This window comes from Caballeronia sp. LZ001 (genome assembly GCF_031450875.1).
GTDB lineage: Bacteria > Pseudomonadota > Gammaproteobacteria > Burkholderiales > Burkholderiaceae > Caballeronia.
The window spans coordinates 2,330,145-2,357,095 of sequence record NZ_JARTVX010000004.1 but is presented as its reverse complement, the minus strand read 5'-3'; the positions used below and the strand labels follow the sequence as shown (position 1 = coordinate 2,357,095).

Annotated in this window: 21 protein-coding genes and 1 tRNA gene; 9 read left to right on the top strand and 13 right to left on the bottom strand. The window is 63.3% G+C overall.

Features of this window, described 5'->3' with window-relative positions:
* Window positions 1-2: 2 nt before the first annotated feature.
* From P9292_RS21925 to pepN, 4 genes are all read right to left on the bottom strand, one after another.
* Window positions 3-554: a hypothetical protein gene (locus tag P9292_RS21925; protein ID WP_309841957.1), complete on the bottom strand. Its 552-nt coding sequence runs from the start codon at window positions 552-554 to the stop codon at window positions 3-5.
* Window positions 555-1,030: 476 nt separating this feature from the next.
* Window positions 1,031-1,106 (bottom strand) — tRNA-Thr (locus P9292_RS21920).
* A 53-nt stretch (window positions 1,107-1,159) separates the two neighbouring features.
* Window positions 1,160-2,176 carry a class 1 fructose-bisphosphatase gene (locus P9292_RS21915; protein WP_244827384.1) on the bottom strand — a complete coding sequence of 339 codons (1,017 nt, stop codon included), beginning with the start codon at window positions 2,174-2,176 and terminating at the stop codon, window positions 1,160-1,162.
* A gap of 162 nt (window positions 2,177-2,338) precedes the next feature.
* On the bottom strand, window positions 2,339-5,062 hold the full coding sequence (pepN, locus tag P9292_RS21910; RefSeq protein ID WP_309961205.1) for an aminopeptidase N: 2,724 nt from the start codon (window positions 5,060-5,062) through the stop codon (window positions 2,339-2,341).
* 195 nt (window positions 5,063-5,257) lie between these two features.
* Here pepN and P9292_RS21905 point away from each other — a divergent pair, with 195 nt between their 5' ends.
* From P9292_RS21905 to P9292_RS21870, 8 genes are all read left to right on the top strand, one after another.
* Complete coding sequence (locus P9292_RS21905) at window positions 5,258-6,043, top strand: DUF4136 domain-containing protein (RefSeq protein ID WP_409015185.1); 786 nt, start codon at window positions 5,258-5,260, stop codon at window positions 6,041-6,043.
* 204 nt (window positions 6,044-6,247) lie between these two features.
* Window positions 6,248-6,964 (top strand): CDP-alcohol phosphatidyltransferase family protein, encoded by a 717-nt coding sequence (locus tag P9292_RS21900; protein WP_309964121.1) that lies wholly within the window; start codon window positions 6,248-6,250, stop codon window positions 6,962-6,964.
* The gene (locus P9292_RS21895; protein ID WP_309961204.1) at window positions 6,961-7,776 is read left to right on the top strand and encodes a 2OG-Fe(II) oxygenase; all 816 of its coding nucleotides are present in this window, start codon (window positions 6,961-6,963) and stop codon (window positions 7,774-7,776) included. Before P9292_RS21900 ends, P9292_RS21895 begins: the two co-directional genes overlap by 4 nt.
* Window positions 7,773-8,789: a flippase-like domain-containing protein gene (locus P9292_RS21890; protein ID WP_250492011.1), complete on the top strand. Its 1,017-nt coding sequence runs from the start codon at window positions 7,773-7,775 to the stop codon at window positions 8,787-8,789. The genes P9292_RS21895 and P9292_RS21890 overlap by 4 nt, the downstream gene beginning before the upstream one ends.
* A 24-nt stretch (window positions 8,790-8,813) precedes the next feature.
* Window positions 8,814-9,587 (top strand): NTP transferase domain-containing protein, encoded by a 774-nt coding sequence (locus P9292_RS21885; protein WP_244827388.1) that lies wholly within the window; start codon window positions 8,814-8,816, stop codon window positions 9,585-9,587.
* Entirely contained in the window at window positions 9,584-11,272 is a 1,689-nt protein-coding gene (gene aepX / locus P9292_RS21880) for a phosphoenolpyruvate mutase (RefSeq protein ID WP_244827389.1), read from the top strand. Before P9292_RS21885 ends, aepX begins: the two co-directional genes overlap by 4 nt.
* Window positions 11,265-12,422: a phosphonopyruvate decarboxylase gene (gene aepY / locus P9292_RS21875; RefSeq protein WP_309961201.1), complete on the top strand. Its 1,158-nt coding sequence runs from the start codon at window positions 11,265-11,267 to the stop codon at window positions 12,420-12,422. The genes aepX and aepY overlap by 8 nt, the downstream gene beginning before the upstream one ends.
* Window positions 12,422-13,480, top strand: a complete 1,059-nt coding sequence (locus P9292_RS21870; RefSeq protein WP_244827391.1) for a 2-aminoethylphosphonate aminotransferase — start codon at window positions 12,422-12,424, stop codon at window positions 13,478-13,480. Before aepY ends, P9292_RS21870 begins: the two co-directional genes overlap by 1 nt.
* Here P9292_RS21870 and P9292_RS21865 read toward each other — a convergent pair.
* From P9292_RS21865 to P9292_RS21825, 9 genes are all read right to left on the bottom strand, one after another.
* Window positions 13,477-13,926 carry a hypothetical protein gene (locus P9292_RS21865; protein ID WP_244827392.1) on the bottom strand — a complete coding sequence of 150 codons (450 nt, stop codon included), beginning with the start codon at window positions 13,924-13,926 and terminating at the stop codon, window positions 13,477-13,479. The two genes, P9292_RS21870 and P9292_RS21865, sit on opposite strands and share 4 nt — an antisense overlap.
* A gap of 164 nt (window positions 13,927-14,090) precedes the next feature.
* The gene (gene guaD / locus P9292_RS21860) at window positions 14,091-15,419 is read right to left on the bottom strand and encodes a guanine deaminase (protein WP_244827393.1); all 1,329 of its coding nucleotides are present in this window, start codon (window positions 15,417-15,419) and stop codon (window positions 14,091-14,093) included.
* A gap of 28 nt (window positions 15,420-15,447) precedes the next feature.
* Window positions 15,448-16,818 carry an NCS2 family permease gene (locus tag P9292_RS21855; RefSeq protein ID WP_244827394.1) on the bottom strand — a complete coding sequence of 457 codons (1,371 nt, stop codon included), beginning with the start codon at window positions 16,816-16,818 and terminating at the stop codon, window positions 15,448-15,450.
* A 3-nt stretch (window positions 16,819-16,821) separates the two neighbouring features.
* Window positions 16,822-17,844 (bottom strand): adenosine deaminase, encoded by a 1,023-nt coding sequence (locus P9292_RS21850; RefSeq protein ID WP_244827395.1) that lies wholly within the window; start codon window positions 17,842-17,844, stop codon window positions 16,822-16,824.
* A 42-nt stretch (window positions 17,845-17,886) separates the two neighbouring features.
* Window positions 17,887-18,903, bottom strand: a complete 1,017-nt coding sequence (gene xdhC, locus P9292_RS21845; protein WP_244827396.1) for a xanthine dehydrogenase accessory protein XdhC — start codon at window positions 18,901-18,903, stop codon at window positions 17,887-17,889.
* 36 nt (window positions 18,904-18,939) lie between these two features.
* Complete coding sequence (gene xdhB, locus P9292_RS21840) at window positions 18,940-21,303, bottom strand: xanthine dehydrogenase molybdopterin binding subunit (RefSeq protein ID WP_309961199.1); 2,364 nt, start codon at window positions 21,301-21,303, stop codon at window positions 18,940-18,942.
* Between the two features lie 73 nt (window positions 21,304-21,376).
* Window positions 21,377-22,897 (bottom strand): xanthine dehydrogenase small subunit, encoded by a 1,521-nt coding sequence (gene xdhA, locus P9292_RS21835; RefSeq protein WP_250525563.1) that lies wholly within the window; start codon window positions 22,895-22,897, stop codon window positions 21,377-21,379.
* A 270-nt stretch (window positions 22,898-23,167) separates the two neighbouring features.
* Window positions 23,168-23,686: a disulfide bond formation protein B gene (locus P9292_RS21830; RefSeq protein WP_244827988.1), complete on the bottom strand. Its 519-nt coding sequence runs from the start codon at window positions 23,684-23,686 to the stop codon at window positions 23,168-23,170.
* 111 nt (window positions 23,687-23,797) lie between these two features.
* Complete coding sequence (locus P9292_RS21825; RefSeq protein ID WP_409015184.1) at window positions 23,798-25,195, bottom strand: amidase; 1,398 nt, start codon at window positions 25,193-25,195, stop codon at window positions 23,798-23,800.
* Window positions 25,196-25,837: 642 nt separating this feature from the next.
* Between P9292_RS21825 and P9292_RS21820 the strand changes: the two genes are divergently transcribed.
* A complete protein-coding gene (locus tag P9292_RS21820) occupies window positions 25,838-26,908 on the top strand; it encodes a restriction endonuclease (RefSeq protein ID WP_309964118.1) in 1,071 nt (356 codons plus the stop codon).
* Window positions 26,909-26,951 lie beyond the last annotated feature (43 nt).

Here is a 26,951-nt window from a genome sequence, read left to right as displayed (position 1 = left end):
GGTCAGGCGTTTGCAGGACGGCCGGTCTTGACGGTTTCGAGGGCCTTGATCGCGGCGACGATGCGCTTTTCCGGCGCGGCGTCGAGCACGGCGAGTGCGGCGCGCAGCAGTTCGCTCTTCTTTACGCGGATGCCGTTGTCGAGACACTTCTGCTTGAGCGATGCAATCTTCGCGTAGTCCGCTTTTGGCATGGTGAAGCTGTCGCGCACGACTTTATCTTTCTTCGCTCGCTTGGCTTTCGCCGCGGGTTTGGTCGTCGCGGCGGGTTTGGCTGTATCGGCAGGGGCGCGCGCGGTCGGTTTCTTTTCCCTGGCTTCGGTTGCCTTCGTCTTCGGCTTCGTTTTCGACTTCGTCGCGGGAGCCGAGGATGCACCGGCTATGGGCTCGGCAACCGCTTTCTTCGCGGGCCTTTTCACTCCACCCGATGCGGGCGCCGCAGCCTTCGACCGGGTTTTCGTTGCGGTCTTCGTGGCCGGCTTCTCGTCTTTTGCGACGGCGTTCTTGGGAGCATCGACAGCCTTGGTGGCGGGGGCATCGATTTTGGGTGTGCTCATTTTTTCTCCTCTTGATGTGGAGAAAACAGTATATACGGTTTTGTCTCGTGGCGAATGTCGCCGTGGGTCGAGGACATGGGCTGATGTCTACCGAGGTAGTCCATGTCGATGAGCGGATGAGTCCGCGCGGCATTCGACCCATGTTCTGCGACGAGCGCGGAGGAGGGAGGCTGAACTTGCTTCGCGGCGCGTTCAGCAGTTCGCCATTCTCAGCGGTGCTTCGGAAAACTTAGACGCACTGAGTTTTGTGATTGCTTGATTGCCGCGCTTCGAGACTCGCGACCGGCGTTTGCATGAAGCGCGTTTCGAGGACCGTGGCGGAGGCAACGTATGGCTTGTTTTCATGGCGTTACGTGTGCGCGGTGTTTCGGTGCCATCTGATCGCTGATATGGACTCGGTTGGCCTGCGTTTATTGGGAAGACCCCACAACGCAAAAAGCCCAGTCAACCTGACTGGGCTTTTTGCGTGATACGTTTGGTGCCGGAAAGAGGAATCGAACCCCCGACCTTCGCATTACGAATGCGCTGCTCTACCGTCTGAGCTATTCCGGCATCAGAGAAACGAGATTATAGAGACTCCTTTCCCAATTTGGCAAGACCCTGAATCAAACTTTCTTTTCCGAGTGATAACGCGTCACGCGATCGACCTCGCTCTTCGAGCCGAGAAACACCGGCACGCGCTGGTGCAGGCTCGTTGGAACGATATCCAGAATGCGTTGCTCGCCATCCGTCGCGGCGCCGCCAGCCTGCTCGACGATCAGCGCCATCGGGTTCGCTTCGTACATCAGACGCAGCTTGCCCGGACGGTCCGGCGTGCGCTTGTCGGCGGGATACATGAAGATGCCGCCGCGATTCAAGATGCGATGCACATCCGCCACCATCGACGCGATCCAGCGCATGTTGAAGTCGTCCTTGCGCGGGCCGTCCTTGCCGTCGTTCAACTCGCCGATATACCGCTGCACCGGCTCATACCAGTGACGGCTGTTGGACGCGTTGATCGCGTACTCGCGCGTTTCGGTCGGAATGCGCATGTCGCTCTGCGTCAGCACCCACGAGCCCAGCTCGCGGTCCAGCGTGAAGCAGTTCACGCCGTTGCCGGTCGTGAGCACGAGCACGGTTTGCGGGCCGTACACCGCATAGCCCGCGGCGACCTGCGCCGAACCCGGCTGCATGAACGCTTCCTCGCTTGGCTCCGCGCCGTCCGGACAGCGCAGCACCGAAAAAATGGTGCCGATCGACACGTTCACGTCGATGTTCGACGATCCATCGAGCGGATCGAAGGTCAGCAGATAGTTGCCTTTCGGATAACGATTCGGGATCGGGAAGATCTTTTCCATCTCTTCCGATGCCATCGCGGCCAGGTTGCCGCCCCATTCGTTGGCTTCGAGCAGAATTTCGTTGGACAGCACGTCGAGCTTCTTCTGCACTTCGCCCTGCACGTTTTCGCTGCCGGCCGTACCGAGCGCGTCGCCGAGTGCGCCCTTGCTCACCTGATAACCGATTTGCTTGCATGCACGCGCGACGACTTCGATTAGAAGACGCAAGTCGGCCGGCAGATTCTGGTGTTCGCGCTGCTGCTCGATCAGATATTTCGTGAGCGTAGTGCGGCTGGAGATGGACATGCTGGGCTCCGTGAGCGTTTGACGAATCTCATGATTCTAACCGCTTGCCCCATGCGCTCCGTATGACAGAGACCGCTGATGCCCGACATAAGCAAGAACGGCCACCGCGCTAAACAACACGGGGTGGCCGCTAAACAGTAAAAAAGTGTGATGAATCAGTGATTAAGCAGCGAGCGCCTTTTCGACGACTTCGCGCACATCGCGCGATTTCGCTTTCGACGCTACTTCAGTCAACGCCGCATGCATCTTCTCGCGCAACTGTGGCGTGAAGCGGCGCCACAATTCGAGGCCGCGCGCGAGGCGGGCGGCGACTTGCGGATTGAGCGCATCGAGCGCGATGACCTGTTCGGCCCAGAACGCGTAGCCGGAACCGTCGGGCGCGTGGAATTGCGCCGGGTTGCCGCTGCAGAAACTGAAAATCAGCGAGCGCGCGCGATTCGGGTTCTTCAGCGTGAACGCCTGATGCTGCATCAACTGGCGCACGATCTCGATGATCTTGCGGTCCGGCCCGCCACGCTGCGTCGCCTGCAGCGCGAACCACTTGTCGATGACGAGCGCCTCGTGCTCGAAGCGGCGATAAAAGTCGTCGAGCGCGGTGTCGGCGACGGTGGGATCGGCGCCCGCTGTCGCGCTTGCCAGGAGCAGCGCGGAAAGCGCCGCCGAACGATCCGTCATGTTGTCGGCCGAATCGTACTGAGCCTCGGCAAGCCTGATGGCTTCGCTCGGGTCGTCGAGCTGGCTCAGGTAGGCAAGGGCGAGGTTCTTCAGGCCGCGCTTGCCCGCATCTTCCGGCGTCGGACGATATTCGCCCGGCGTGCGGTTCGCCTCGTAAGCGGCGAGCCACTTGTCGCGCAGTCCTGCCGCGAGCTGGCGGCTCATGAACACGCGCGCCGCGTGCACGGCGGCGGGGTCGGAGACGGACATCTGCTCGGCGAGATAGCTTTCCGACGGCAGCATCATTGCGAGTTCGCGGAAAGCGGGCGTGAGCGTGGTGTCGTCGAGCACGCGGGAAAATGCCGCGATGATGTCGCTATCGAGCGTGAGCGTTTCGCCCTTGGCCGCGCGCGCTGCGAGCGCCAGCAGTTCGCGCGTGGCGAGCCGCTGACCGGCTTCCCAGCGATTGAAGGGATCGCTGTCGTGGGCCAGCAGAAACGCCAGTTGTTCGTTCGTGTAGTCGAATTCGACGATCACCGGTGCCGAGAAATTGCGCAGCAGCGAGGGCAGCGGTGCTTCGCTCACATCGACGAAAGTGAACGACTGTTCGCGCTCCGTGAATTCGAGCACGCGCGTCGTGCCGTTCGGCTCTTTTTCGCCTTCGAGACGAAGCGGCAAATCCGCGCCATTCGCGCCGATCAGACCGACCGCGAACGGAATCAGGAGCGGACCTTGTTGCGTGGCGCGCGCGGCTTCGTTGCCCTCGGCGTAGCCTTGCGCGAGCGTCAGCGTGTAGCGCTTGGCGGCGGCGTCGTAGGAAGCGCGCACCGACACACGCGGCGTGCCCGCCTGGCTGTACCAGCGCTCGTATTGCGCGAGGTCGCGGTTATTAGCGTCGGCCATGGCGTGACGGAAGTCGTCGCAAGTCACGGCCTGACCGTCGTGGCGCTGGAAGTACAGGTCCATGCCTTTGCGAAAACCCTCGCGGCCAAAGAGTGTCTGATACATCCGCACGACTTCCGAGCCTTTCTCGTAGACGGTCATCGTGTAGAAATTATTGATCTCGACGTAGCTTTCCGGGCGCACCGGATGCGCCATTGGGCCGGCGTCCTCGGCGAACTGCATCTGACGCAAGACGCGCACGTCCTCGATCCGCTTGGTCGCGCGCGCGGCCGCGCTCGCCGCGCCGTCCACGTCGCCCGCGGCCATATCGGCGGAAAATTCCTGGTCGCGGAAAACAGTGAGGCCTTCTTTCAGGCTCAACTGGAACCAGTCGCGGCAAGTCACGCGGTTGCCGGTCCAGTTATGGAAGTACTCGTGTCCGACGACCGCTTCGATGTTGGAGAAGTCGATATCGGTCGCGGTTTCCGGATTGGCCAGCACGTACTTCGTGTTGAAGATATTGAGGCCCTTGTTCTCCATTGCGCCCATGTTGAAGTCGCTGACCGCGACGATCATGAAGCGGTCCAGATCCAGTTCCAGCCCGAAGCGCTTCTCGTCCCAGCGAATGGAGTGGATGAGCGAATCCATGGCGTGGCGCGTCTTGTCGAGATCGTGCGGCTCGACCCAGACCTGCAGCAGCTTCTCTCGCGAACCGGACTGAATGCGCTCTTCTATCCTCACCAGCTTGCCGGCGACCAGCGCGAAGAGATAGCTCGGCTTCTTGAACGGGTCTTCCCAGACGGCGAAGTGGCGGCCGTCGGGCAGATCGCCTTCATCGATCAGATTGCCGTTCGAGAGCAGCACCGGATACGCGGTCTTGTCGGCGCGCAGGGTCACGGTGTAGGTTGCCATCACGTCCGGACGGTCGAGGAAATAGGTGATGCGCCGGAAACCTTCCGCCTCGCACTGCGTGAAGAAGTTGCCGCTCGACACATAAAGCCCGGACAGCGTGGTGTTCGCGGCAGGATTGCAGACGCTTTCAATGACGAGTTCGAACACGTCGCCCGGAATATTGCCGATGGACAGACCGTTATCGCTTACACGGACGTCCGTATGCGGCTTGCCGTCGATGGTCGCGCTAACGAATTCGAGTTGCTCGCCGATCAGTTCGAGCCGCGCGGTGTTGTCCGCCGCGTCCGGGTTGCGATGCAGACGCATGCTGTTTCTGACAACGGTCCGCGAGGGCACGAGGTCGAACTCGAGCGCGACGGAATCGATCAGGAACGCGGGTGGCGTGTAGTCCTGGCGGCGGATCACGGTGGATGCGGTCGTTTCGGTCGTGGTGGACATGGCAAGATCTTGAGTGAGTTGAGCGGCGCGGTCGCGCTCGTGAGCCGGGTGGTTTCGGGCACAAAAGCGGGCGCGGCATGTCGAACCATTGTACTGAACGCCCGCCGATCGTGAAGCCGGACGGTCAGCGAGGCGTCCGCGGCCACAGCAAGAGCGGCTCAAACCGGAACGACATTGAACGAAGCGAGGAAGACCATGATTTCCCGGATCGAAGGCAGCGGCCCGTGGCGCATGCTGGCCCGCGCGGCGCTCGCGCTTGGCGTGCTCTGGCTTGCCGGCTGCACGACCTACGTGCAGACGCAAGTCACCGCGTTCTCGGATTGGAGCGGCGGCAGCGACGCCACCCGTACCTACGCCTTCGCGCGCAACAACGATCAGCAGAACAGCATCGAGCAGACGACTTACGAGACGCTCGTCGCCACCGAGCTTTCGAAGTATTCGTTCCGTCAGGCGCCGGAAGCGAGCGCGAACTACAGGGTGGCGCTCAATTATTCGGTACGCGGCGATTTGATGACGGTGCGCCAGCCCGTCTATTACGATCCCTGGCCGATGTACGGTCCGTGGGGGCGCCCGGGCTTCGGACCATGGGGCGGCGGCTGGGGCGGCTATGCCTACGGCGGTGGCCCGTGGGGCCCGACGGGCTACGTCGATCAAAGCTTCCCGGTTTATATCCACGCGCTGCAGATTCGCATGAACGAGCGTGCTTCCGGGCGTGAAGTCTATAAGGTGACGGCGGTCAATTCCACGGAAGATCCGTCGCTCTATCACGCCATGCCGTATCTCACGCGCAGCGCGCTGGCCGACTTCCCGCTCGGCAACGGCACGGTTCGCACGGTCACCATTCCTGTCGACAAGAACGGTGGCATGTCGAGCGAAACCACGGCATCCATCGGCAACGAGCGCAGCGTTCCCATTCCACCGCCCAATGCGCCACCGCCTCCGCCGCCGCGCAACGCGCCGCCGCCCGCGACCATTCAGTGATCCGCAAGCGCCCCGAATCGAAACGGGGCGCCTGTTCCGTCAAAACGAATCGGAAATATTTTCTTCGGGGCGAATCGCGACAATCGTTTGCGGCGAGCGGGCATGGATCAAAACACGCGTCCGGCCCCGCTAAACAAGGTTCCGACGCCGTCGGAATGAGTCGCAATATATGCAGCTTGCGCGAAATAGCGATATATTCGCGTGATGACAAAATCGTGTCCGCCCAGCCCGAAAGCCGTTCCCGAACCATCGACATGGGACGCGCGCATTGCCCGCCGTCTCGTCACGCCACTCGTCGGAACGCCGGTAACGCCCAATCACCTTACGACACTACGGCTCGCCATCGGTCTTGGCGGCGCGTACTATTTGTCGCTCGGTTCGTTCTGGCTTTGCACGCTCGGCGCGTTGCTGATCGCACTGTCGAATCTCGTCGATCACACCGACGGCGAGCTCGCGCGTATCAGCGGTCAGTCGAGCAGGATCGGCCACCTGTACGACCTCGCGTGCGATGCGCTCGTCACCGTGCTGCTGTTCGCGGGCATCGGCTTTTACGTGAGCGTGCATCATCCGGCGTGGCCCGTTTCGGCGCAGTGGCTCGGCGGCATCGCGGGCATTGCCGTTGCGTTGATCTTTTTCCTTCGCATGCGGATCGAGTCGACGGTCGGCAAGGCCGCCACGAAGCAGGCGTCGATGGCGGGCTTCGAAACCGAGGACGTGCTTTACCTGCTGCCGGTGATTACCATCCTGAACGGCATGACGCCGTTTCTGATCGCGGCGGCCGTCGGCGCGCCGCTTTTCGCGATCTACGTGGCGGTGGATTATCAACGCGTGATGCGTCGCGAGCGTCGCGCGAAGAGCTCGAGCGCGAGCCAGGCGCAAACGCGTAGCGAGAACGGCAAGGACTTCCAGGCGGTGAGATGAGCGATACGGCAACCCCACTTCACGACAAGCTCAACGAAACGAGCAACGGGACCAGCAAAGCCACGCCGAGCGCGCGCGACATCGACACGACGTTGTCCGCGCGCATCTCGGCGCTGCCGACGCCGCAATTGCGCCAGGACTACGACAAGCAGGGCGCGTTTCTCTACCTCGAAGACTTTCTGCCGCGCGATTACACCGAACGCCTGATCGCCGCGGTGCACGATGTCATGCCCGCCGTGAATCGCAATTACTTGCCGGGGCACAAGGCGGGCGGCAGCGTGAGCCGTCATACGCTCGACAAGCTTGCGCCGTTCATCGCGGACCTGTACCGCTCGGAAGCCCTTATCGAGTGGCTCGAAACGCTGACGGGCGACAAACTGCAACTCTCGCCCGAAGACGACGCGCACGCCTACGCGCTGTATTTCTATACGCGGCCAGGCGATCACATCGGCTGGCACTACGACACTTCGTATTACAACGGCCGCCGTTACACGCTGTTGCTCGGTGTCATCGACGACTCCTCCTGCCGTCTCGACTACGAACTGCACACGCGCACGCCCGAGATTCCCGATCAGCCGGGCTCGGTGCAGTATCCGCCGGGCGCGCTCGTCTTCTTCGACGGCGACAAGCTGCGTCATCGCATCACGCCGCTCGGCGAAAATGAAATGCGCGTCTCGCTTACGTTCGAATACGTGACCGACCCGAACATGAAGCCGTTTCAGCGCTTCATCTCGAACATGAAAGATTCGATCGCGTACTTCGGTTTCAAGCAGGTCTTTCGCCGCAAGGGCGGCAAGAACGGCGCCGCATGAGTCGCGCTGGCACTTTCCTGCTGTCGGCCGGCGTGGTTCTGTTCGTCGCGCTGCTCGGCTGGCAAGGCTTCGGCTCCGTGGCCTCGACGCTCGCCGCGGCGGGCTGGGGACTCGTCGCCGTCGCGGCGTTCCATTTCGTGCCGCTTTTCATCGATGCAATCGCTATCAGCAGTCTCTTCTCGAACAAGGAACGCGACGTCTCCTTGCGCGATGCCTTGCTCGCGCGCTGGACGGGTGAATCGGTCAATAGCCTGATGCCCGCCGGGCAGATCGGCGGACCGATGCTCATGGTCCGCTATCTCACGCAGCGCGGCATGCGCGCCCGCGACGCCGCCGCGGTCATTACCGTCAGCACGACCATGCAGACGGTCGCGCAATTGCTTTTCGCGCTGGTCGGCGTCGTGCTCCTCACCGGTTACGCGACGGGCGGCTCCGCTTCCACCGTACGGATCGCGGTGCTCGCGGTCATCGGCGTGATCGGCGCGATGATTCTCGGCTTCTATCTGGCGCAGCGGCGCGGTCTCTTCGGTCGCGCCATGCGCTTCGCCTCCGGCATCGCGGCGCGCTTCTCGAAGAAGCACGACTGGTCTTCGCTCGTCACACGCGCCGAAGCGGTCGATACCGCCGTCCACGAGATGTATCGCGAACGCGGCAAGGTGGCGGCGAGCTTCGGCCTGAGCCTCGTCGGCTGGGTGGTCGGCACGGGCGAAGTGTGGCTCGCGCTGAGTCTGCTCGGGCACCCGGTCGGCTGGACCGAAGCGCTGCTGCTCGAAAGTCTCGGCCAGGCCATTCGCGGCGCGGCGTTCGCCATTCCCGGTTCGCTCGGCGTGCAGGAAGGCGGCTATCTGCTGCTCGCACGTCTGGTCGGCCTGCCGCCCGAAGCGGCGCTCGCGCTGTCGCTTGTGAAACGTGCGCGCGAGTTGCTGCTTGGCGTGCCGGGCATCGTCTATCTGCATTTCGTTGAAAAAGGCTGGCAGCGCCGCCGTCTCGCGCGTGTGCCGGAAATCGACTGAACCACCCTCGAAGGGAATCACACCATGCGCGCAATTATCCTTGCGGCCGGGATGGGCTTGCGCCTCGTGCAGCCCGAAGGCCAGCAAAAGCCGAAGTGTCTCTTGCGTTTCGGCGACGCGTCGCTCCTTGAGCGCCATCTGCACTTGCTGAAGGCAGCCGGTGTCGATGAAGTCGTCTTCGTGACGGGCTTCAAGCACGAACAGATCGAAGCGGAACTGGCGGGCATCGACTGGAAGCCCAAGACGGAAACGGTGATCAACGCCGACTTCTCGCTTGGCAGCGTGCTCTCCGTGCATACCGCGCGCGACGCCATGACGCGCGGCGGCGATGTCCTCCTGATGGACGCCGACGTGCTCTACGACGAACGCATTCTCGCGCCGCTGGTGGCGGGCGGCTCGGCGAACCGTCTTTTGATCGACCGCGACTTCGAAGCCGGCGACGAGCCGGTGAAGCTGTGCGTGGCGCACGGCGTGCCGGTCGAACTGCGCAAGCAAGTGGCGGCGGGCTTGGATTACGACACGATCGGCGAATCGGTGGGATTCTTTCGCTTCGATCAGAAGACGGCGCAGCGCCTGGCCGAAATCGTCGCGGATTACGTGGAAACTGGGCGTGCGAACTTGCCGCATGAAGAAGCGGTGCGCGACCTGTTGCTGGAAAAGCGCCACGCGTTCGATATCGCCGATGTCACCGGCGCACCGTGGATCGAAATCGACTTTCAAAACGACGTGACGCGCGCGGCTCTCGACGTGCTGCCGCAATTGAACGCCCTCAGTCAGTTTGCCGGAGCCCTGAAATGAACGCACCCTCGCAACTTCCCGTCGGTTTTTCGCGCACGCTGCGCCTGCGCGAGATGCTGCAAAGCAATCGCCTCGAATTCTTGATGGAGGCGCACAACGGCATTTCCGCGCGCATCGCCAAGGAAGCGGGCTTCAAGGCGATCTGGGGCTCGGGCCTGTCGATCTCCGCGCAGTTCGGCGTGCGCGACAACAACGAAGCAAGCTGGACGCAGGTCGTCGACAACCTCGAATTCATGGCGGACGCCAGCGACTTGCCCATTCTCCTCGACGGCGACACCGGCTACGGCAACTTCAACAACGTGCGCCGGCTCGTCAAGAAGCTGGAGCAGCGTGGCATCGCGGGCGTGTGTATCGAAGACAAGCAGTTTCCGAAGACCAACAGCTTCATCAACGGCGAAGCGCAGCCGCTCGCCGATATCGACGAATTCTGCGGCAAGATCAAAGCCGGCAAGGACTCGCAGAGCGACCCGAACTTCTCCATCGTCGCGCGCGTGGAAGCGCTGATCGCGGGCTGGGGCATGGAAGAAGCGTTGAAGCGCGCCGAGGCGTATCGCCAGGCGGGCGCGGACGCCATCCTGATTCACAGCAAGCTCTCGAAGCCCGACGAAATCCTGACCTTCGCGCGCGAATGGGCCGGGCGCGGGCCGCTCGTCATCGTGCCGACGAAGTACTACAGCACGCCGACCGACGTGTTCCGTCAGGCGGGCATCAGCACGGTGATCTGGGCGAACCATCTGATTCGCGGCGCGGTCTCGGCCATGCAGGCCATCGCGAAGGAAATCCACGATAGCGAGACGCTCATCAACGTGGAAGACCGCATTGCGTCGGTCAACGAAATTTTCCGTCTGCAGGATGCCGACGAATACTCGGCCGCCGAGAACATCTATCTGAGTTCGGCCAATGCGCAACGCAGCGCCGTGGTGCTGGCGGCAAGCCGCGGCGCGGGCCTCGAAGCGCTGACCGCCGAGCGTCCGAAAGTCATGCTGCCGGTCGCGGGCAAGCCGCTCTTGCGCCATCTGGCCGAGGCGTTCAAAAAGGAAGGCATCAACGACATCACGGTGGTCGGCGGTTATCGCGCCGATGCGATCGATGCGTCCGGTATCCGTCTCGTCGTCAACGCGGAGCACGAGACGACGGGCGAGCTGGCATCGCTCGCGTGTGCCGTGAAGCATATGAGCGGCGACACCGTGCTTTCGTACGGCGATCTTTTGTTCCGCAGCTATATCCTGCGCGATCTGGTGGAATCGGATAGCGACTTCTGCGTGGTGGTGGATTCGTCGCAGGCGCCGCAAGCGGGCGCGAGCGGCACCGACTTCGCGTATTGCTCGCACGCCGACGACCGCTCGCTCTTCGGCCAGAAAGTCTGGCTGCAAAGCGTGGTCGGCGCGGGCCAGAATCTGACCGATGGCCGCGCACCGCAAGGCCGCTGGATCGGCCTCATCAACGTGCGCGCCAACGCGCGAGAAGCATTGCAAACCACGCTCAAGCAATTGCAGCAACGCGCCGACTTCGACAAGCTCGACATGGCCGCGCTGCTCAATGCACTGGTCGCGGCGGGCAAGAAGGTCGAAGTGCAATACGTGCACGGCCACTGGCGCGGCGTGAACGACCTCGACGACTTCCGTCGCGCCGGCGATTTCGCGCACGGTCAAATGCCGGTCGGCACGGAGAACGAGCGTGATTGAAGCTGCCGGGTTCGTCGAAGCGGCGCGCGCGCGTGGCTTCGACTGGTACGCGGGCGTGCCTTGCTCGTATCTCACGCCGTTCATCAACTACGTGCTGCAGGACGACTCGCTGCATTACGTCTCGGCGGCGAATGAAGGCGACGCCGTCGCGCTGATCGCGGGCGTCGCGCTCGGCGGCGCGGGCAAACGTCGCGGCATCGCCATGATGCAGAACTCCGGCTTGGGCAATGCGGTGAGTCCCCTGACGTCGCTCACGTGGACGTTTCGCCTGCCGCAGTTGCTGATCGTGACGTGGCGCGGCCAGCCAGGCGTCGCCGATGAGCCGCAACACGCGCTCATGGGTCCCGTGACGCCGCAGATGCTCGAAACGATGGAGATTCCGTGGGAACTGTTTCCGACGGAAAGCGAAGCCATCGGTCCGGCGCTCGACCGCGCGACGGCGTATATGGACAAGACGGGCCGCCCGTACGCGCTCGTCATGCAAAAGGGCAGCGTCGCGCCTTTCGAGCTCAAGAAGACCGGCTTGTCGGGCGTCAAGTCGAACGCCACGCCTGCCGCCGTGCAGCGCTTCGAAGGCGAGCGCGTGACGCGTCATGCGGCGCTCGAACGCGTGATCGCGAACACGCCTGCCGGCGAAACGGTCGTGCTGGCATCGACGGGATTTTGCGGCCGCGAACTCTACGCAATCGATGACCGCGCGAACCAGCTCTATCTCGTCGGCTCGATGGGCTGCGTCACGCCGATGGCGCTCGGCCTCGCGCTGTCGCGCCCGGATCTGACCGTGGTCGCGCTCGACGGCGACGGCGCCGCGCTCATGCGCATGGGCGTGTTCGCCACGCTCGGCGCTTACGGGCCGCCGAACCTCGTGCACTTGCTGCTCGACAACGGCGCACACGAATCCACCGGCGGTCAGGCGACGGTTTCGCGCGGTGTCGATTTCGCGTCGATCGCTTCCGCGTGCGGCTACGCGCTCGCGCTCGATGGCGACGACATCGGCGTGATCGACCGCCTGCTGCAAGCGCGCGACGTGAATGGCGCGCGCTTTGCCCGGCTGTCGATTCGCGCCGGCACGCCGGGCGACTTGCCGCGTCCGAAGATCACGCCCGAAGACGTGCGCGCGCGTCTGCAACGACACATTGGAGACCGCTGATGCTGCTGCTCAATCCTGGTCCCGTCACGCTGTCCGAACGCGTGCGCAAGAGCCTTTTACAGACCGACTTGTGCCATCGCGAGCCGGAGTTCTTCGACCTTCAGGACGAAGCGCGCAAGCGTCTCGTCGCCGCCTACGAACTCGATCCCGCGAAGTGGAGCGCCGTGTTGATGACCGGTTCGGGCACGGCCGCCGTCGAGAGCATGATTGCGGGCATCGTGCCGGAAGGCGGGCGGCTTCTGATCGTCGAGAACGGCGTGTATGGCGAGCGCATCGCGCAGATCGCGAAGCAGTACCGCATCGACCATGAAGTCGTGAAATACGAGTGGATGCAGGCGCCGGATACCGATGCGATCATCGCGCGTCTCGATGGCTTCTCGCATGTCGCGATCATCCATCACGAGACCACGACGGGGCGCCTGAACCCGCTCGACACGCTGTCACGCGCGTGCGCCGAACGCGGCATCGGGTTGCTCGTCGATGCCGTCAGCAGCTTCGGCGCCGAGGCGATCGACTTCGACGGCGGCGGCATCGTCGCGGTGGCGGCGACAGCCAACAAATGCCTGCACGGCGTGCCGGGCGCGGCGTTCGTCATCGCGCGGCGCGATGCCTTGCAGAACGCCGCGAGCCGCACGTACTACCTTGGCATCGCGCGTCTGGCCAAACTGCAGGACGAGCGCAATACGCCGTTCACGCCATCGGTGCATGCGTATTACGCCCTCGTCGAAGCACTGCGCGAGTTCGAGGAAGAAGGCGGCTGGCGCGCGCGGCATCGGCGTTACGCGACGCTCGCCGAGCAGGTGCGCGCGGGTTTGGCTGCGCTCGGCATCGAGAGCGCGTTGCCGGCGCAGGAGTCGTCGGTGGTATTGCGGGCGTATCGCCTGCCTGCTGGCGTGAATTACGAGAAGCTGCACGACGCGTTGAAGGCGAAAGGTTTCGTCATCTACGCAGGGCAGGGCGGCTTGTCGAAGGAACTGTTCCGTATCTCGACGATGGGCGCGCTGGATTCCAACGACATGCAGCGCCTGCTTTCGTCGGTCGCGGAATTGCTGCGCTAGGAACGCTTGCAAAAAATCGCCGTGATGAAGGGCGCGACGTGGTGCACGACCGCGTCGCTGCCCGCATCGCGCACCTTCTTCAGCACTTCGTCGTCGCCGCCCCAGACGACGGCACCGTAGGATGAATCGCCAATCGGGTCGCCCTTGCCTTCCTTGAAGATCGGATCGTTCTTCTGATATCCCACCACCGCGTAAATCTTGAATCCGTAAGCCGTGAGATTCACGCCCTTGACCGGCCGGAACGCGTTGATCGAATTCGGCTCGACGCGCATGGGCTTGGTTTCGATGAGATTGGTTTCCAGGAGCGGCGCGATGAAATCATGCGCGTTGGAATGGCAGTCGAGCGGGCCTTCGATTCCAAAAGCCTGACAGAGCGCCGGCAACGCGAGCAATGAAACGAGAGCGGTCTTGACGGCGATGCGGGAAGTGCGCGCGGTGTGCTTCATGGAGGCCATTGCGAACGAATGGTTGAACGCGGAGGCTCCACTTTATCCGCTATGCACACGCCATGCTCGAATGGCGGCCATCGTTCTAAAAAGAAACGGGCTACTGGCTGCCGGTTGGCAATCAGTAACCCGAACTTCGCGGAACTACGCAGCGTAATGTTCGACTACGCCGCCAGTTCCAGCGCCGCCGTCTGCCGACGCTCGCGCGAATGCACGCGCTTGCCGGCCGCATACGTCTCGTACACTGCACGATCGTCGCCGAGAAGCGCGAACGCGAACAGCAGTTCCTCAAGCGTATTCACGCGCTGCGTGCGGCGTGCGAGCAGCGGCGTCGCAGCCGGGTCGAGTACGACGAAATCCGCTTCGCTGCCGGGCGCGAGCGTGCCGATCTTGTCGTCGAGTTCGAGCACTTGCGCCGCGCCCGTCGTCGCGAGCCAGAACATGCGCGTCGCCGTCAGATGATGCCCCGTCAGACGCGCGACCTTGTGCGCTTCGTTCATGGTCTGCAGCATGGAGAACGAGGTGCCGCCGCCGACGTCCGTTGCGAGCGCAACCGGCATGTTCGAGGCGCCGGCCTTGTCGAAGTCGAAGAGGCCGCTGCCGAGAAACAGGTTCGACGTGGGACAGTGTGACGCCACCGCGCCCGTTTCGGCCATGCGCTGACGGTCGGCATCGTCGAGATAGATGCAGTGGCCGTACACCGCGCGGCGTCGCAACAGACCGTAGTGATCGTAGATGTCGAGATAGCTGCGGTGTCCCGGAAACAGGCTCTCGACCCACTTGATCTCGTCGGTGTTCTCCGCCACGTGACTCTGGATGAACACGTCCCGATGCTTCTGCGCGAGCACGCCGCAGGCTTCGAGCTGCGCTTCCGTCGAGGTCGGCGCGAAGCGCGGCGTGAGCGCATATTGCTGACGCCCGCGGCCATGCCAGCGCCCGATCAGTTCGTCGCTGTCGTCGTAGCCCGACTGCGCGGTGTCGCGCAGGAACTCGGGACAATTGCGGTCCATCAGCACCTTGCCCGCGACCATGCGCAGGTTGCGCGCTTCGCTTTCGGTGAAGAAGGCATCGGCGGATTGCTTGTGGACCGTGCAATAGACGAGCGCGGTGGTCGTGCCGCTGGCCAGCAGTTCGTCGATGAAGAAGCTCGCCGTTTCGCGCGCGACCGCCGGATTTTCGAAGCCGCGTTCCGTCGGAAACGTGTACGTGTTGAGCCACGGCAAGAGGCCCGGCGCGGGCGACGCGATCATGTCCGTCTGCGGATAGTGGATGTGCGAGTCGATGAAGCCCGGCACGATCAGCTTGTCGCGCAGCGTATGCACGGTGGCGTCCGCGGCGAGCTTGTCGCGCACCGACGCATACGAACCCGCCGCGACCACCTTGCCATCTTCGACGATCAAGAGGCCATCGGCCTCATGGACCGCGCCGTCGGCGGCATGCGCGGGATCTTCCCGGAAGGTGAGCAGCTGGGCGCGGTAGGCGGTTTGAGTCATGATGCAACGTCTCCAATCTTCGTGGTTTTCAAAGCTGTGAAAGCAGCACTAACGAAAAGCCCGCGATGATCCACATCGCCGGCTTGATTTCCTTCGCGCGTCCTGTCGCCGACTTGAGCACGACGAACGCGAGAAAGCCATACGCGACACCGTCCGTGATCGAATACGTGAGCGGGATGAGGATCATCGCGAGGAACGCGGGAATGGCTTCGTCGAAGCGCTGCCATTCGATCTTGGTGATGGCTTCCATCATGAACACGCCGACGAGCACCAGCGCGGGCGCGGTGGCGATGGCGGGCACGAGCGACAGAAGCGGCGAGAGAAACAGGAACGGCAGGAAGCACAGGCCCGCGACGACGGCGACGAGTCCCGTGCGCCCGCCCGCCGAAATGCCCGCCGCCGACTCGATATACGCGTTCGCCGGACTCGTGCCGAGCGGCGCGGAAACGAGCGCGGAGAAGGCGTCGACCATCATCGACTGGCGGATGTTGCGCGGGTTGCCGTCCTTATCGTAGAGCTTGCCGGCTTCGGAGATCGCCATGAAAGTGGAGAGCGCGTCGAAGAAGGAGGTGAACAGCATCACGAAGATGAATGGCCAGTAGGCCACCTTCAGCGCGCCGATCAAATCGAGCTGGCCGAGCGCGGAAAAGTCCGGCGCGGACACGAACCCGTTCCAGTTGACGAGCGTTTTCGTGGCGATGGCGGCGGGCCAGTAAGCGGTGCCGTCGCCCCAATAGCGGCCGATGGGAATCGCGATGATCGTCGTGAACACGATGCCGAGCATGAGCGCGCCGGTGGTCTTGCGCGCCACCAATATGGTCGTCACGGCAAGCCCGATCAGGAACGTGATGACCACCGGATTGAGCGATGCCGAATGCACGATGGTCACCGGATCGCCCACCACGAACTTCGCGTTCACGAGCCCGATGAGGCTGATGAACAAGCCGATGCCGCACGAAACCGCGTGCCGCAGATTGTCGGGAATGGCATCGACCACGAGCTTGCGCGCGTTGAAGATCGCGAGCACCGCGAAGATCACGCCGGCCCAGAACACGCAGCCGAGCGCGGTCTGCCACGGCATCTTGCCGCCGTGAACCATGACGAACGCAAAGAGCGCGTTCATGCCCATGCCCGGCGCGACGAGCACCGGATTGCGCGCGTAAAGGCCCATCGCGCAACTGCCGAGAAAACTGACGATGACGGTGGCCGTGAGCGCCGCCGGAAACGGCACGCCCGCCTGCGAGAGAATGCCCGGATTGACGACGATGATGTACATCGCCGTGAGAAACGTCGTGATGCCCGCGACGACTTCGGTCTTGACGAGCGAGCCCGCCGCGCGCACGCCGAAGAAGCGTTCGAGCGCGGTGGCGTCGCGTTGAGTTGTTGCCGTGCTTTCCATTTCTTACTGCTTCCAGTGCGTGTCCAGGCGCGCGATCATCGCGGCGCGTTCTTCATCGGTGACGAACGAGGCTTCGAGGCTGTTGCGCAAGAGCGTGTAGACCTCGTGATCCGAGAGCTTCAGGGCATCGACGATGGCGAAATAGTTCGCGTTGACGTAGCCGCCGAAGTAGGCGGGATCGTCCGAATTCACCATGACCGCGACGCCCTGATCGAGCAGGTCCTTGAGCGTGTGCTTGGCCATGTCGTCGAACACGCAAAGCTTGATGTTCGAGAGCGGGCAGACCGTGAGCGCAATGCGCGAGTCGGCGAGACGCGCGACGAGCGCCGCGTCTTCGATGCTGCGCACGCCGTGATCGACGCGATCCACCTTGAGCAGATCCAGCGCTTCGTAGACATACGACGGCGGGCCTTCCTCGCCCGCGTGCGCGACGAGCTTGAGGCCGCGTTCGCGCGCTCTCGCGAACACGCGCTCGAACTTCGACGGCGGATGGCCGCGCTCCGACGAATCCAGCCCGACACCGATCAGCCGATGCGCGTACTGGTCGAACAGCGGCAACGCGGCATCGAAGGTGGCGAGCGCGTCTTCCTCGGAAAGATGGCGCAGGAAGCACAGAATGATCTTCGACGTGAGACCACGCTTTTCGCCTTCGGCGAGCGCGCGCTCGATACCGGCCACCGCCGTGTCGATGGAAACGCCGCGTTCGGTGTGCGTTTGCGGATCGAAGAAGATTTCCGTATGCGTGACGTGGTCCGCGAGCGCGCGCTCGACGTAGGCCATCGTCATGTCGTAGAAGTCTTCCTCGTGCAGCAGCACGCTCGCGCCGGCGTAGTAGATGTCGAGGAACGACTGGAGATCGGTGAAGGCGTAGGCCGCGCGCAAGGCGTCGATGGAATCGTAGGCGAGCGTCACGCCGTTGCGTTTCGCCAGCGCGAAAATCAGCTCGGGTTCGAGCGATCCTTCGATATGGATATGCAACTCCGCCTTGGGCGCGCGCGCAATCTTGTCGGCGAGTGTGGGATTCATGGGCTTGTCTTTGTTGGGGCTGGGACTTCCGCCTGCGGCTAGTCAGGCGGTCTGCTGCGACGACGCAGAAGTGCTGGCGTTGGCTTCGACCGCTTGCAGCAGTTGGGCTGCCGCTGCAACGGCGATCACTTCCGGCGCTTTGTCGACGATGCCGTCGATACCGATCGGACACACCATCCGGCCGATACGCGCGGGGTCGATCCCGCGCGCCGCGAGCCGGTGCTCGAACTGCTTGCGCTTGGTATGCGAGCCGATCATGCCGAAGAACGCGAAATCGCCACGCGCGAGAATTCGTGCGGCGAGTTCGAGATCCACCGTATGGTTGTGCGTCATCACGATGAAGTACGTACCGGGCCGCGCCTGGTCGATGGCTTCGTCCGGCGCGTCGTTCGGCTCGATGCTTACGTTATCCGGCACGAACTGCGCGGCGGGGAAGGCCGCGTCGCGTTCGTCGACCCAGGTGACGTGACACGGCAAGGTCGCGAGCACGCGCACGAGCGCGGCCCCGACATGGCCCGCGCCAAACAGCACGACCTGGAAATCGCGCGGCGCGATGGTCTCGGTGAGCAGCGCGCCGCTTTCGTCGAAGCCCGCGCCGTCCCACAGGAGACAGTCGGTGTCTTCGGCGCCCGGTTCGGGGTCGGAGAGCATGACGGCATCGGGCATCGGCGCGAACGAAACGCTGCGCACGGTCGAAAGACCTTGCGCCGTGCGCTTCGCGAGCGACGTCACCCAGTTGAGATCGCCGACATCGAGCCGCTCGAACGACAGAACGACCGCACCGCCGCAGCACTGGCCGAGGCTCGGACCGAGCGCGAAACGCTCGAGCCGCCGCATGTGCGGACGGCGCTGGCCGTCCTTCAGCACTTGCCGGGCGGTTTCGATCGCCTTCCATTCGAGATGGCCGCCGCCGATGGTATAGCGGGCTTCCTCGCGCGTGACGATCATTTTCGTGCCCGGCTCGCGCGGCGCGGAGCCTTCGACACGCGCGACCGTCACGAGCACGACGGCATCGCCGTGCGCGAGCAGGTGTTGCAGGTCGGTCAGCCAAACTTGCATCGAGGGGCTCCAGAGTCTTTTGCGTTGTCGCAGGCGTTAGTTTACCGGGGCGGCGGCCGCGCTTTGTGTTACGGATGCATCGAGCGCGTCGAGGATCGCTTCGGGCGTCGCGGGCGCGCGCAACGGCGGTGCGTGAGCGGCATCGGCCGTATTGGCGGCGATGGCCGCGCGGATGGCCAGCAGCACCGAAAACGCCAGCAGCAAGGGCGGTTCGCCGACCGCTTTCGACCGGAAAATCGTCGGCTCGGCGTTGTCGTTGCGATAAAGCGTGGTGTTGAACACGGGCGGCGTATCGCTGATCGCCGGGATCTTGTAAGTGGAAGGCGCGTGCGTCATCAGGCGTCCGTCGCGGTTCCACCAGAGCTCCTCGGTCGTGAGCCATCCCATGCCCTGAATGAAGCCGCCTTCCACCTGACCGACGTCGATAGCCGGATTGATCGAGCGCCCGGCGTCGTGCAGCAGATCGGCGCGCAGAAGCTTCCATTCGCCGGTGAGCGTATCGATGACGACTTCGGACACCGCCGCGCCATACGCGAAGTAATAGAACGGATGGCCTTGCAGCGTCCGCGCGTCCCAATGGACTTTGGGCGTGGCATAGAAGCCGTCCGACCACAACTGCACCCGCGCGAGATACGCGGCCGACACGAGTTGCTCGAACGGCATCTGCCCGCCGTTGACCTGCACCACGCCGCCATGAAAGCGCACGTCCGCGGCCGCGCCGCCGAGCTGCTTCACCACGAGTTCCGCCAGACGCGCGCGGATGGTGAGCGCCGCCGCTTCCGCCGCCTTGCCGTTCAGATCGCTTCCCGTCGATGCCGCCGTCGCCGATGTATTCGCTATCTTCGACGTATCCGTCGCTGTCACGCGCACGCGCTGCAAGCCGATGCCGAGCACGCTCGCCACCACCTGCGCGACCTTGGTGTTGAGCCCCTGGCCCATTTCCGTTCCGCCGTGATTCACGAGCACGGAGCCGTCCTTGTAGACGTGCACGAGCGCGCCCGCCTGGTTCAGAAACGGCACGTTGAACGAGATGCCGAACTTGACCGGCGTGAACGCGATACCGCGCTTGAGCACCGCGCTTTTCGCGTTGAACGCGGCGATTTGCGCGCGGCGCGATTCGTATTCGCTCGTTGCGATGAGTTCGTCCGTGAGCGGCGCAATCACGTTGTCCGCGACCGGCTGACCATACGGCGTGACATTGCGCTCGTCGATGCCGTAGTAATTCGCGCGCCGCACGTCGAGCGGATCGCGCTTCAACGCATATGCGACTTCGTCGAGCATGACTTCCATGACAAGCGCGCCTTGCGGGCCGCCGAAGCCGCGAAACGCCGTGTTCGACTGCGTGTTGGTCTTGCAGCAAAACGCACGGATATCGACATCGCCGAGAAAGTAGGCGTTGTCGAAATGACAGACGGCGCGCGTCGCGACCGCGCCCGACAGGTCCGCCGAATAGCCCGCCCGCAGCGCGATTTCCACGCGCGCGCCGGTGATGCGGCCGTCGTCGTCGAAGCCGCATTCGTATTCGTAGACCGCGTCGTGGCGCTTGCCGGTGATCATGAAGTCGTCGTCGCGATCGGCGCGCAACTTCACCGGACGCTTGAGCAGATGCGCCGCCAGCGAGGCGACGCACGCGAAGACGGCCGACTGCGATTCCTTGCCGCCGAAGCCGCCGCCCATGCGCCGGCATTCGCACAACACGGCGTTGGTCGGCCAGGCGAGCATGTGCGCGACGACTTGCTGCATCTCGCTCGGATGCTGCGTCGAACTATGCACGAGCATGCCGTGCTGTTCTTTCGGGATGGCGTAAGCGACTTGTCCTTCGAGATAGAACTGTTCCTGTCCGCCGACTTCGAATTCGCCTGACAGCCGATGTTTGGCTGCCGTGATTCGTCCGTCCGGATCGCCGCGCCGCAGATGCAGCGGCGGCAGCACGAACTCCTTGCGCGCTTTCGCTTCGCGCGGCGTGAGCACGGCTTCGAGCGGCTCGTAGCGCACGACGTCTTCGCTTTTCGCGAGCGCGGCGGCGCGGCGCGCGAGATCGTGCGTCTCGGCAATGACGGCGAAGACCGGCTGGCCGAGATACTGCACTTCGTCGACCGCGAGGATCGGGTCGTCGTGCAGAACGGGGCCGCAATTGTTCTCGCCGGGAATGTCGGCGGCGGTGAGTACGGCGACGACGCCGGGCGCGGCGCGCACCGCGTCGAGATCGAGCGAGACGATGCGCGCGTGCGCATGACGCGACAAGCCGAGCGCCGCGTGCAGCGTGCCGCGCAATTCGGCGATGTCGTCGGTGTAAATGGCTTCGCCGCTCACATGCAGCGCCGCGGACTCGTGCGGCAGCGAGGCGCCGGCGGCATCGAGCGCGGCATCGAGCTGGATAGGTTCGCTGGCCTTGTTCATCGCGGGTCCTTTTGGACGCTGGCGCGCAGTGGCGTGATCGCGGCGATCGGGATCGGGATCGGGAAGGGCCGCGTCATGACGTCTCGATCCCGTGTGCGCCGAACGCAAACGCGTTGAGTTCCGCGAGCGCGAGCGGCGCGTCGCGGCGCGTTTCCAGATAGAAGCGCCACAGCACGTTGCGCGCCACCTTCGCCCGATACGCGCTCGACGCGCGCATGTCGCTGAGCGGCTGAAAGTCGGTATCGAGCGCAGCCATCGCGGCGCGGGCGCTGGCTTCGGACCATTCGCGGCCGGTCAGCGCGGCTTCGGCGGCGGCCGCGCGCCTGGGCGTCGCGGCCATCCCGCCGAACGCGATGCGCGCGCTTGCAACGCGGTTGTCGTCGGCCAAACGAATGGCGAACGCCGCGCACACGGCGGAGATGTCCTGGTCGTAACGCTTGCTGACCTTGTACGTGCGAAACCGCAAGTCGGCCGATGCGCGCGGCACGCGAATCGCCGCGACGAATTCGCCCGCTTCGAGCGCGGTTTTTTGATAGCCGAGGTAGAAGGTATCGAGCGGCATCGTGCGCGTACGCTCGCCTTTTTGCAGCACGATTTCAGTATTCAGCGCGATGAGCGCGGGCATGGAATCGCCGATCGGCGAGCCGTTCGCGACGTTGCCGCCGAGCGTGCCCGCATTGCGGATAGGCCGCGAGGCGAAGCGCGTCCACAGTTCCGCGAGTTCGGGGTAATCGGCGGTCAGCGCGGCGTAAGCCTCTTCGAGCGATACGGCCGCGCCGATGGTCAGCGTCTCGGCGTCACGCTCGATGTGCTTCAGTTCATCGACGTTGCCGATAAACAGCACGTCGCCGAGATCGCGAAATTGCTTCGTGACCCACAAGCCGACATCCGTGCTGCCCGCAAGCAGACGTGCATTCGGATTCGCTGCACGCAGGCGCGCGAATTCGGCGCGCGTGACGGGCGCGGTGAACGCGGGCGTGCCAAAAGCCGCGCCGCGTGCGTCCGGCGCGCGGTATTCGAACGTAGCCGAACGGCGCAGCGAAGTCAGCGCGTCTTTGAGCGCGGCACGATCGAAGGCGGGGCGCGGATAGTCGAACATGCGCTCGGCGGCATCCACGATCGGCCGATACCCCGTGCAGCGGCACAGATTGCCCGAGAGCGCGGCGTTGATCTCATCGCGCGAAGGCGGCCCGGCTTCGGGCGGATGCGCGTGATACAGCGCCCACAGCGACATGGCGAAGCCCGGCGTGCAGAAGCCGCACTGCGAGCCGTGGCAATCGACGAGCGCCTGCTGCACGGGATGCAGCGCGCCGTCTTCGGCGCGCAGGTTTTCGACGGTGAAGAGCGCGCGCGAATCGAGCGTCGGCAGGAATTGAATGCAGGCGTTGACCGCCTTGAGCGCGAGTTCGCCGCTGGCGTCCAGCTCGCCCACGACGACCGTGCAGGCGCCGCAATCGCCCTCGGCACAGCCTTCCTTGGTGCCGGTGCAAAGGTCTTCCTCGCGCAGATGCTGAAGCACCGTGCGCGTGGCGGGCGCGTCGCCGATTTCACGAACGGCGCCGTGGTGAAGGAAGCGGATGGTTTGCGTTGTCATGAGCGACTCGGGGACATTGCGGACCGGGCGCGCGTTACGCGGTTTCCGCCTGCTTCATGGGTTGCCGTCGAATTCGACGCTGGCTGCCTTTGAACAAACGGACTGCGCGCACGTAGATCGCCATCCAGTCACGACCTTAACATCCCAATATCTCAAAAAGATTGTCGGGACCGTATCCAGATTATGCGGATGTGCTGATGCGAGGAAGAGGCAAGACGCGCGGGCCGTGTAAAAGCCCGCGCCGGGGAAGGGGGATGAAACGTGGCGGAATCAGCGCGCGGCGGCGCGCAGCTTGCGTTTCAGACGCAGACTGCCGCCGACGAGCAGGAAAATCACCCCGAAGGCGATCAGCGACCATTGCGGCAGCGAGATCCCGAGAATGGGCGGATAAGGCGTCTCGCACAGGCCCGCGACCTTGAACACTTGCGGCAGCCAGCGTGCGGGCGGCAGGTTGTCGACGATGGGCTGAAGCGCGTCGAAACCGCAACTGAAACCGGGATGCGACTGCACGTAGACATGGCGCAGCGCCGTCGCGACGCCGCCGAGCGCGGAGATCACCACCAGCAATTCGAGCAGCGCGACGCCGCGCCAGCCGCGCATTCCCGCGCCGAGAAAGGCGAACACGGCGATCAGCACGAAGAAGTAGCGCTGGATGATGCAAAGCGGGCAAGGGTCTTCGCCCTGGAAGAACTGCAGATACAACGCTCCGCCAACGAGCGCGAGACTCACGAACCCGAGCAACACGAGCAAGCGCTTCTCGCGGCCGAGGGAGCGGTCGTCCTGATGCATCGTAAAGTGATTTAGATGGTTGTTCATTTGTTTCGCAACGATTCGAGAAAGAAGCACCTGAGTTGCGGGAGATCGCGGAGGAATTCTAGCGCGAACGTCCGGCGCGAAACATTAGCGCGTCGTATCGAGCACCGCTTCGACTGCCCGGCCGATGGAGAGCAGCGTGTCGTCCGCGTGCGGCGCGCCCGCGAGCATGAGCCCCACGGGCGCCTCGCCACGCCGATGACAGGGCAGCGACAGCCCGCAGGCATCCAAAAAATTGAAGGTCGTGGGATTGCGCAGGATAAGCGCGTTCGTGCGCGTGAAGAGATCGTCGTCCTGTTCCAGCTCGGCGATACGCGGCGGCAGAACCGGCACCGTCGGGCAAAGAATTGCGTCGAAACGCTGCCACAGTGTCGTGCGCGCTTCGTCGATCATCGCGGCGCGCGCTTCGCACAGGTCGATGTAATCCGCCGCGCTCGCCGACTCGGCGCGCAGCAGACGAGCGAGCACGCGCGGATCGTACTCGGCGGCGTGATCGGCGAGCAGCTTGCGATGCCACGCATATGCTTCGATGGCGACGAGACTGAAGCGGCTGATGTCCGGCAGACGATCGAGCGGCCCGAAGCGCACGTCTTCCACGAGCGCGCCCGCCGCCGACAGATGATTGATGGCCGCATCGACGGCGCTGGCAACGGCGGGATCGAGGCCGTCCGTCACGTAATTGGTGAGCACACCGAGGCGCACGCCTTCGAGCGGACGCGTGGCGGGCACATCGGGTTCGCGGCCAGCGAGAATGCGATCGACTAGCGCGCAACACGCGACCGAGACGCCTATCGGCCCGAACGAATCGAGCGATTTGGACAGCGGCACGCCGCCTTGCCTCGGAATGCGGCTGGCGGTGGGTTTGAAGCCGGTGAGGCCGCACATCGTGGCGGGGATGCGGATGGAGCCGCCGGTGTCGGTGCCGAGCGCGATGGCCGCCATGCCGTCCGCCACCGATGCCGCCGCGCCTGACGACGAGCCGCCCGCGATGCGTTCGTCGCCCAGCACGTTTGCGCGATATGGCGAGTGCGGCGTGCCGAAGTGCGGATTCAGGCCAAGCCCGGAGAACGCGAACTCGCTCATGTTGGTGCGCCCGACGATCACGCCGCCTGCGCGGCGCAGGCGCGCGACGCTCACGGCATCGGCTTGGGCGGGCGCGGTGCTGGCGAGCGCGCGGGAGCCGGCGCGCGTGACTTGCCCTTCGATATCGAAGAGATCTTTCACGGAAACGGGGATGCCCGCGAGCGGCGAAAGCACGGTGCCGGCGCGGCGCAGCGCGTCGAGGGCATCGGCGGCGGCGCGGGCGTGGGCGGCATCGACATGCGTGAAAACGATGGAACCTTGACCGGCCGGATTGGCGATACGTTCTAGCGCGGATTCGACGAGTGCGCGACTGGTGGTGCGACCGCTTTTCAGATCGGCGGCGAGATGGGCTAGCGGGGCAAACTGCGGCGAAGTGGTTGGCATGGCGTCGGGCAGTGGCATTGCCGAATGCGAAACGCGCGTGACGTGCGATGCGCGCTTGAGGCACTCGGGCGGCGCGACGATGGGCTTCTTGTGCGGAGGTCCATCGGCGAGTGAATGGATGGGCGGTGGGGGCCCGGGGTGGGTGTCATTCTAAGCCAGGGTGGGGGGAAATACTTGGGGGATGGTTTGTTGAGGCGCGGGCAGGTGGTTTGACGGTAGGTGGTCGATAGGTGGATGTGGGCGTGGAAGTTGGAGATTTTGTGGAGGGTGTTTGATTGTGAGGTGTCTCTGTTTTGTGTTTTTGTGAGAGAGGCTTTGCGAGCCGTTGCTGCCGGTCGCGTTGTCGAGCATGCAACGGCAGTTAATAGATTAGTCCGGCCATCCGGATTGTGGTCTCCGAGCATTACTAGTGTAAGAAGACCATACGTTACGAGAGGGGCTTTTTCACCTGATTGCTGTTCCAACTGGCCATGGGGGCACCGAGTCTATATAGACTCTCAAATACAATACAGTGTGCGGTCATTCTAAGTGACTCGCCGTCGGATCGAATCAGAGAACGTGCGACCGGCAAAAAACAGCTCTTATGTACCTGTTCATGGGGCGATAGAGCTTATTAATAATCTAGGACGCCGTCGACGCGTCCATCAAAAAACCACGACGATGACTGGATCAAGAGCAGGCGCAGAAGTAGGGATTGAAGTTACGGTTAAGGAAGGCGACACAAGCACGGAGCGGGGCGCACTGCTCGAACAGCTAGCTAGACGACTTCTCCTAGCGCTACAGTTCGAGCACGTACGAACAACGGTACGGGTAACAGGATGCGAGCTCGACGTGGTAGCCGAGGACAAGCAGACAGGAAGTCGAATCTTGGTCGAGTGTAAGGCTTATCGAGATAAGACGATCAGTGCTGACGTTCTAACTAAGCTTATGGGCAACTTAGCCTTCCACGATGAATTTAAGGCCGCCTGGCTGATTACCACGGGTAAGTTGGGCAAAGACGCGAATGGTCTTATAGAGCATCATCGGTCAGGTCCGCCGGAGAAACGCGAACGTCTACGAGTTTGGGAGCCGAGGCAAGTGGTTCATTTACTTGTCTCCACAGGACAGATAGTTCCGATTGAGGCACTTCCCTTGCCGTCTTCGCACGTGGTATTAGGCAGTTATACCCTTTGCGTTACTGACCTCGGGGAGTTTTGGGCGGTATCTGCAGTTGGGCCGAAATCTGGCGTCGCGGATACCGTCTTGGCCTATAACGCCAAAGATGGAGCTCCTGTTCGGAGCGCTGCTATCCTACAGCAGTTGAATGCAAGGGACTCAAATCTGAAGTCGCTGCAATGGGTTTCCGGAAGCGACGAACTGGTATCAGTCGGGACAATCGCCGACACTTCGCTAAAGCAGGAACTAGACAGTATTGCTCCCGTTCCAGTGGCCGACGACTGGTCTGATTATCGACCTGCACGACCGGAAGATTTCGTCGGGCGTGACGAACTACTTCAGGGCATTGTTGACTACTTCGAATACGTGCGGACTGCTCAATCGTCGACGCGCCTTCTTGCGATAAAAGCTCCATCTGGATGGGGTAAGAGTTCGTTTTTAGTCAAGCTTCGCTCAATCTGTCACTCGAGTAAAAACAGGGATAAGGTTTTTTTCTATGCGGTCGACTGCCGGACTGCTAGTTCAGCACGGTATCCGGAACTTGCATTAAAAAAAGTGCTTCGACGAAGCGATTGAGTCGGGGTTCGTTGCGAGCGACGACAAGTCCTGCAGGATACCT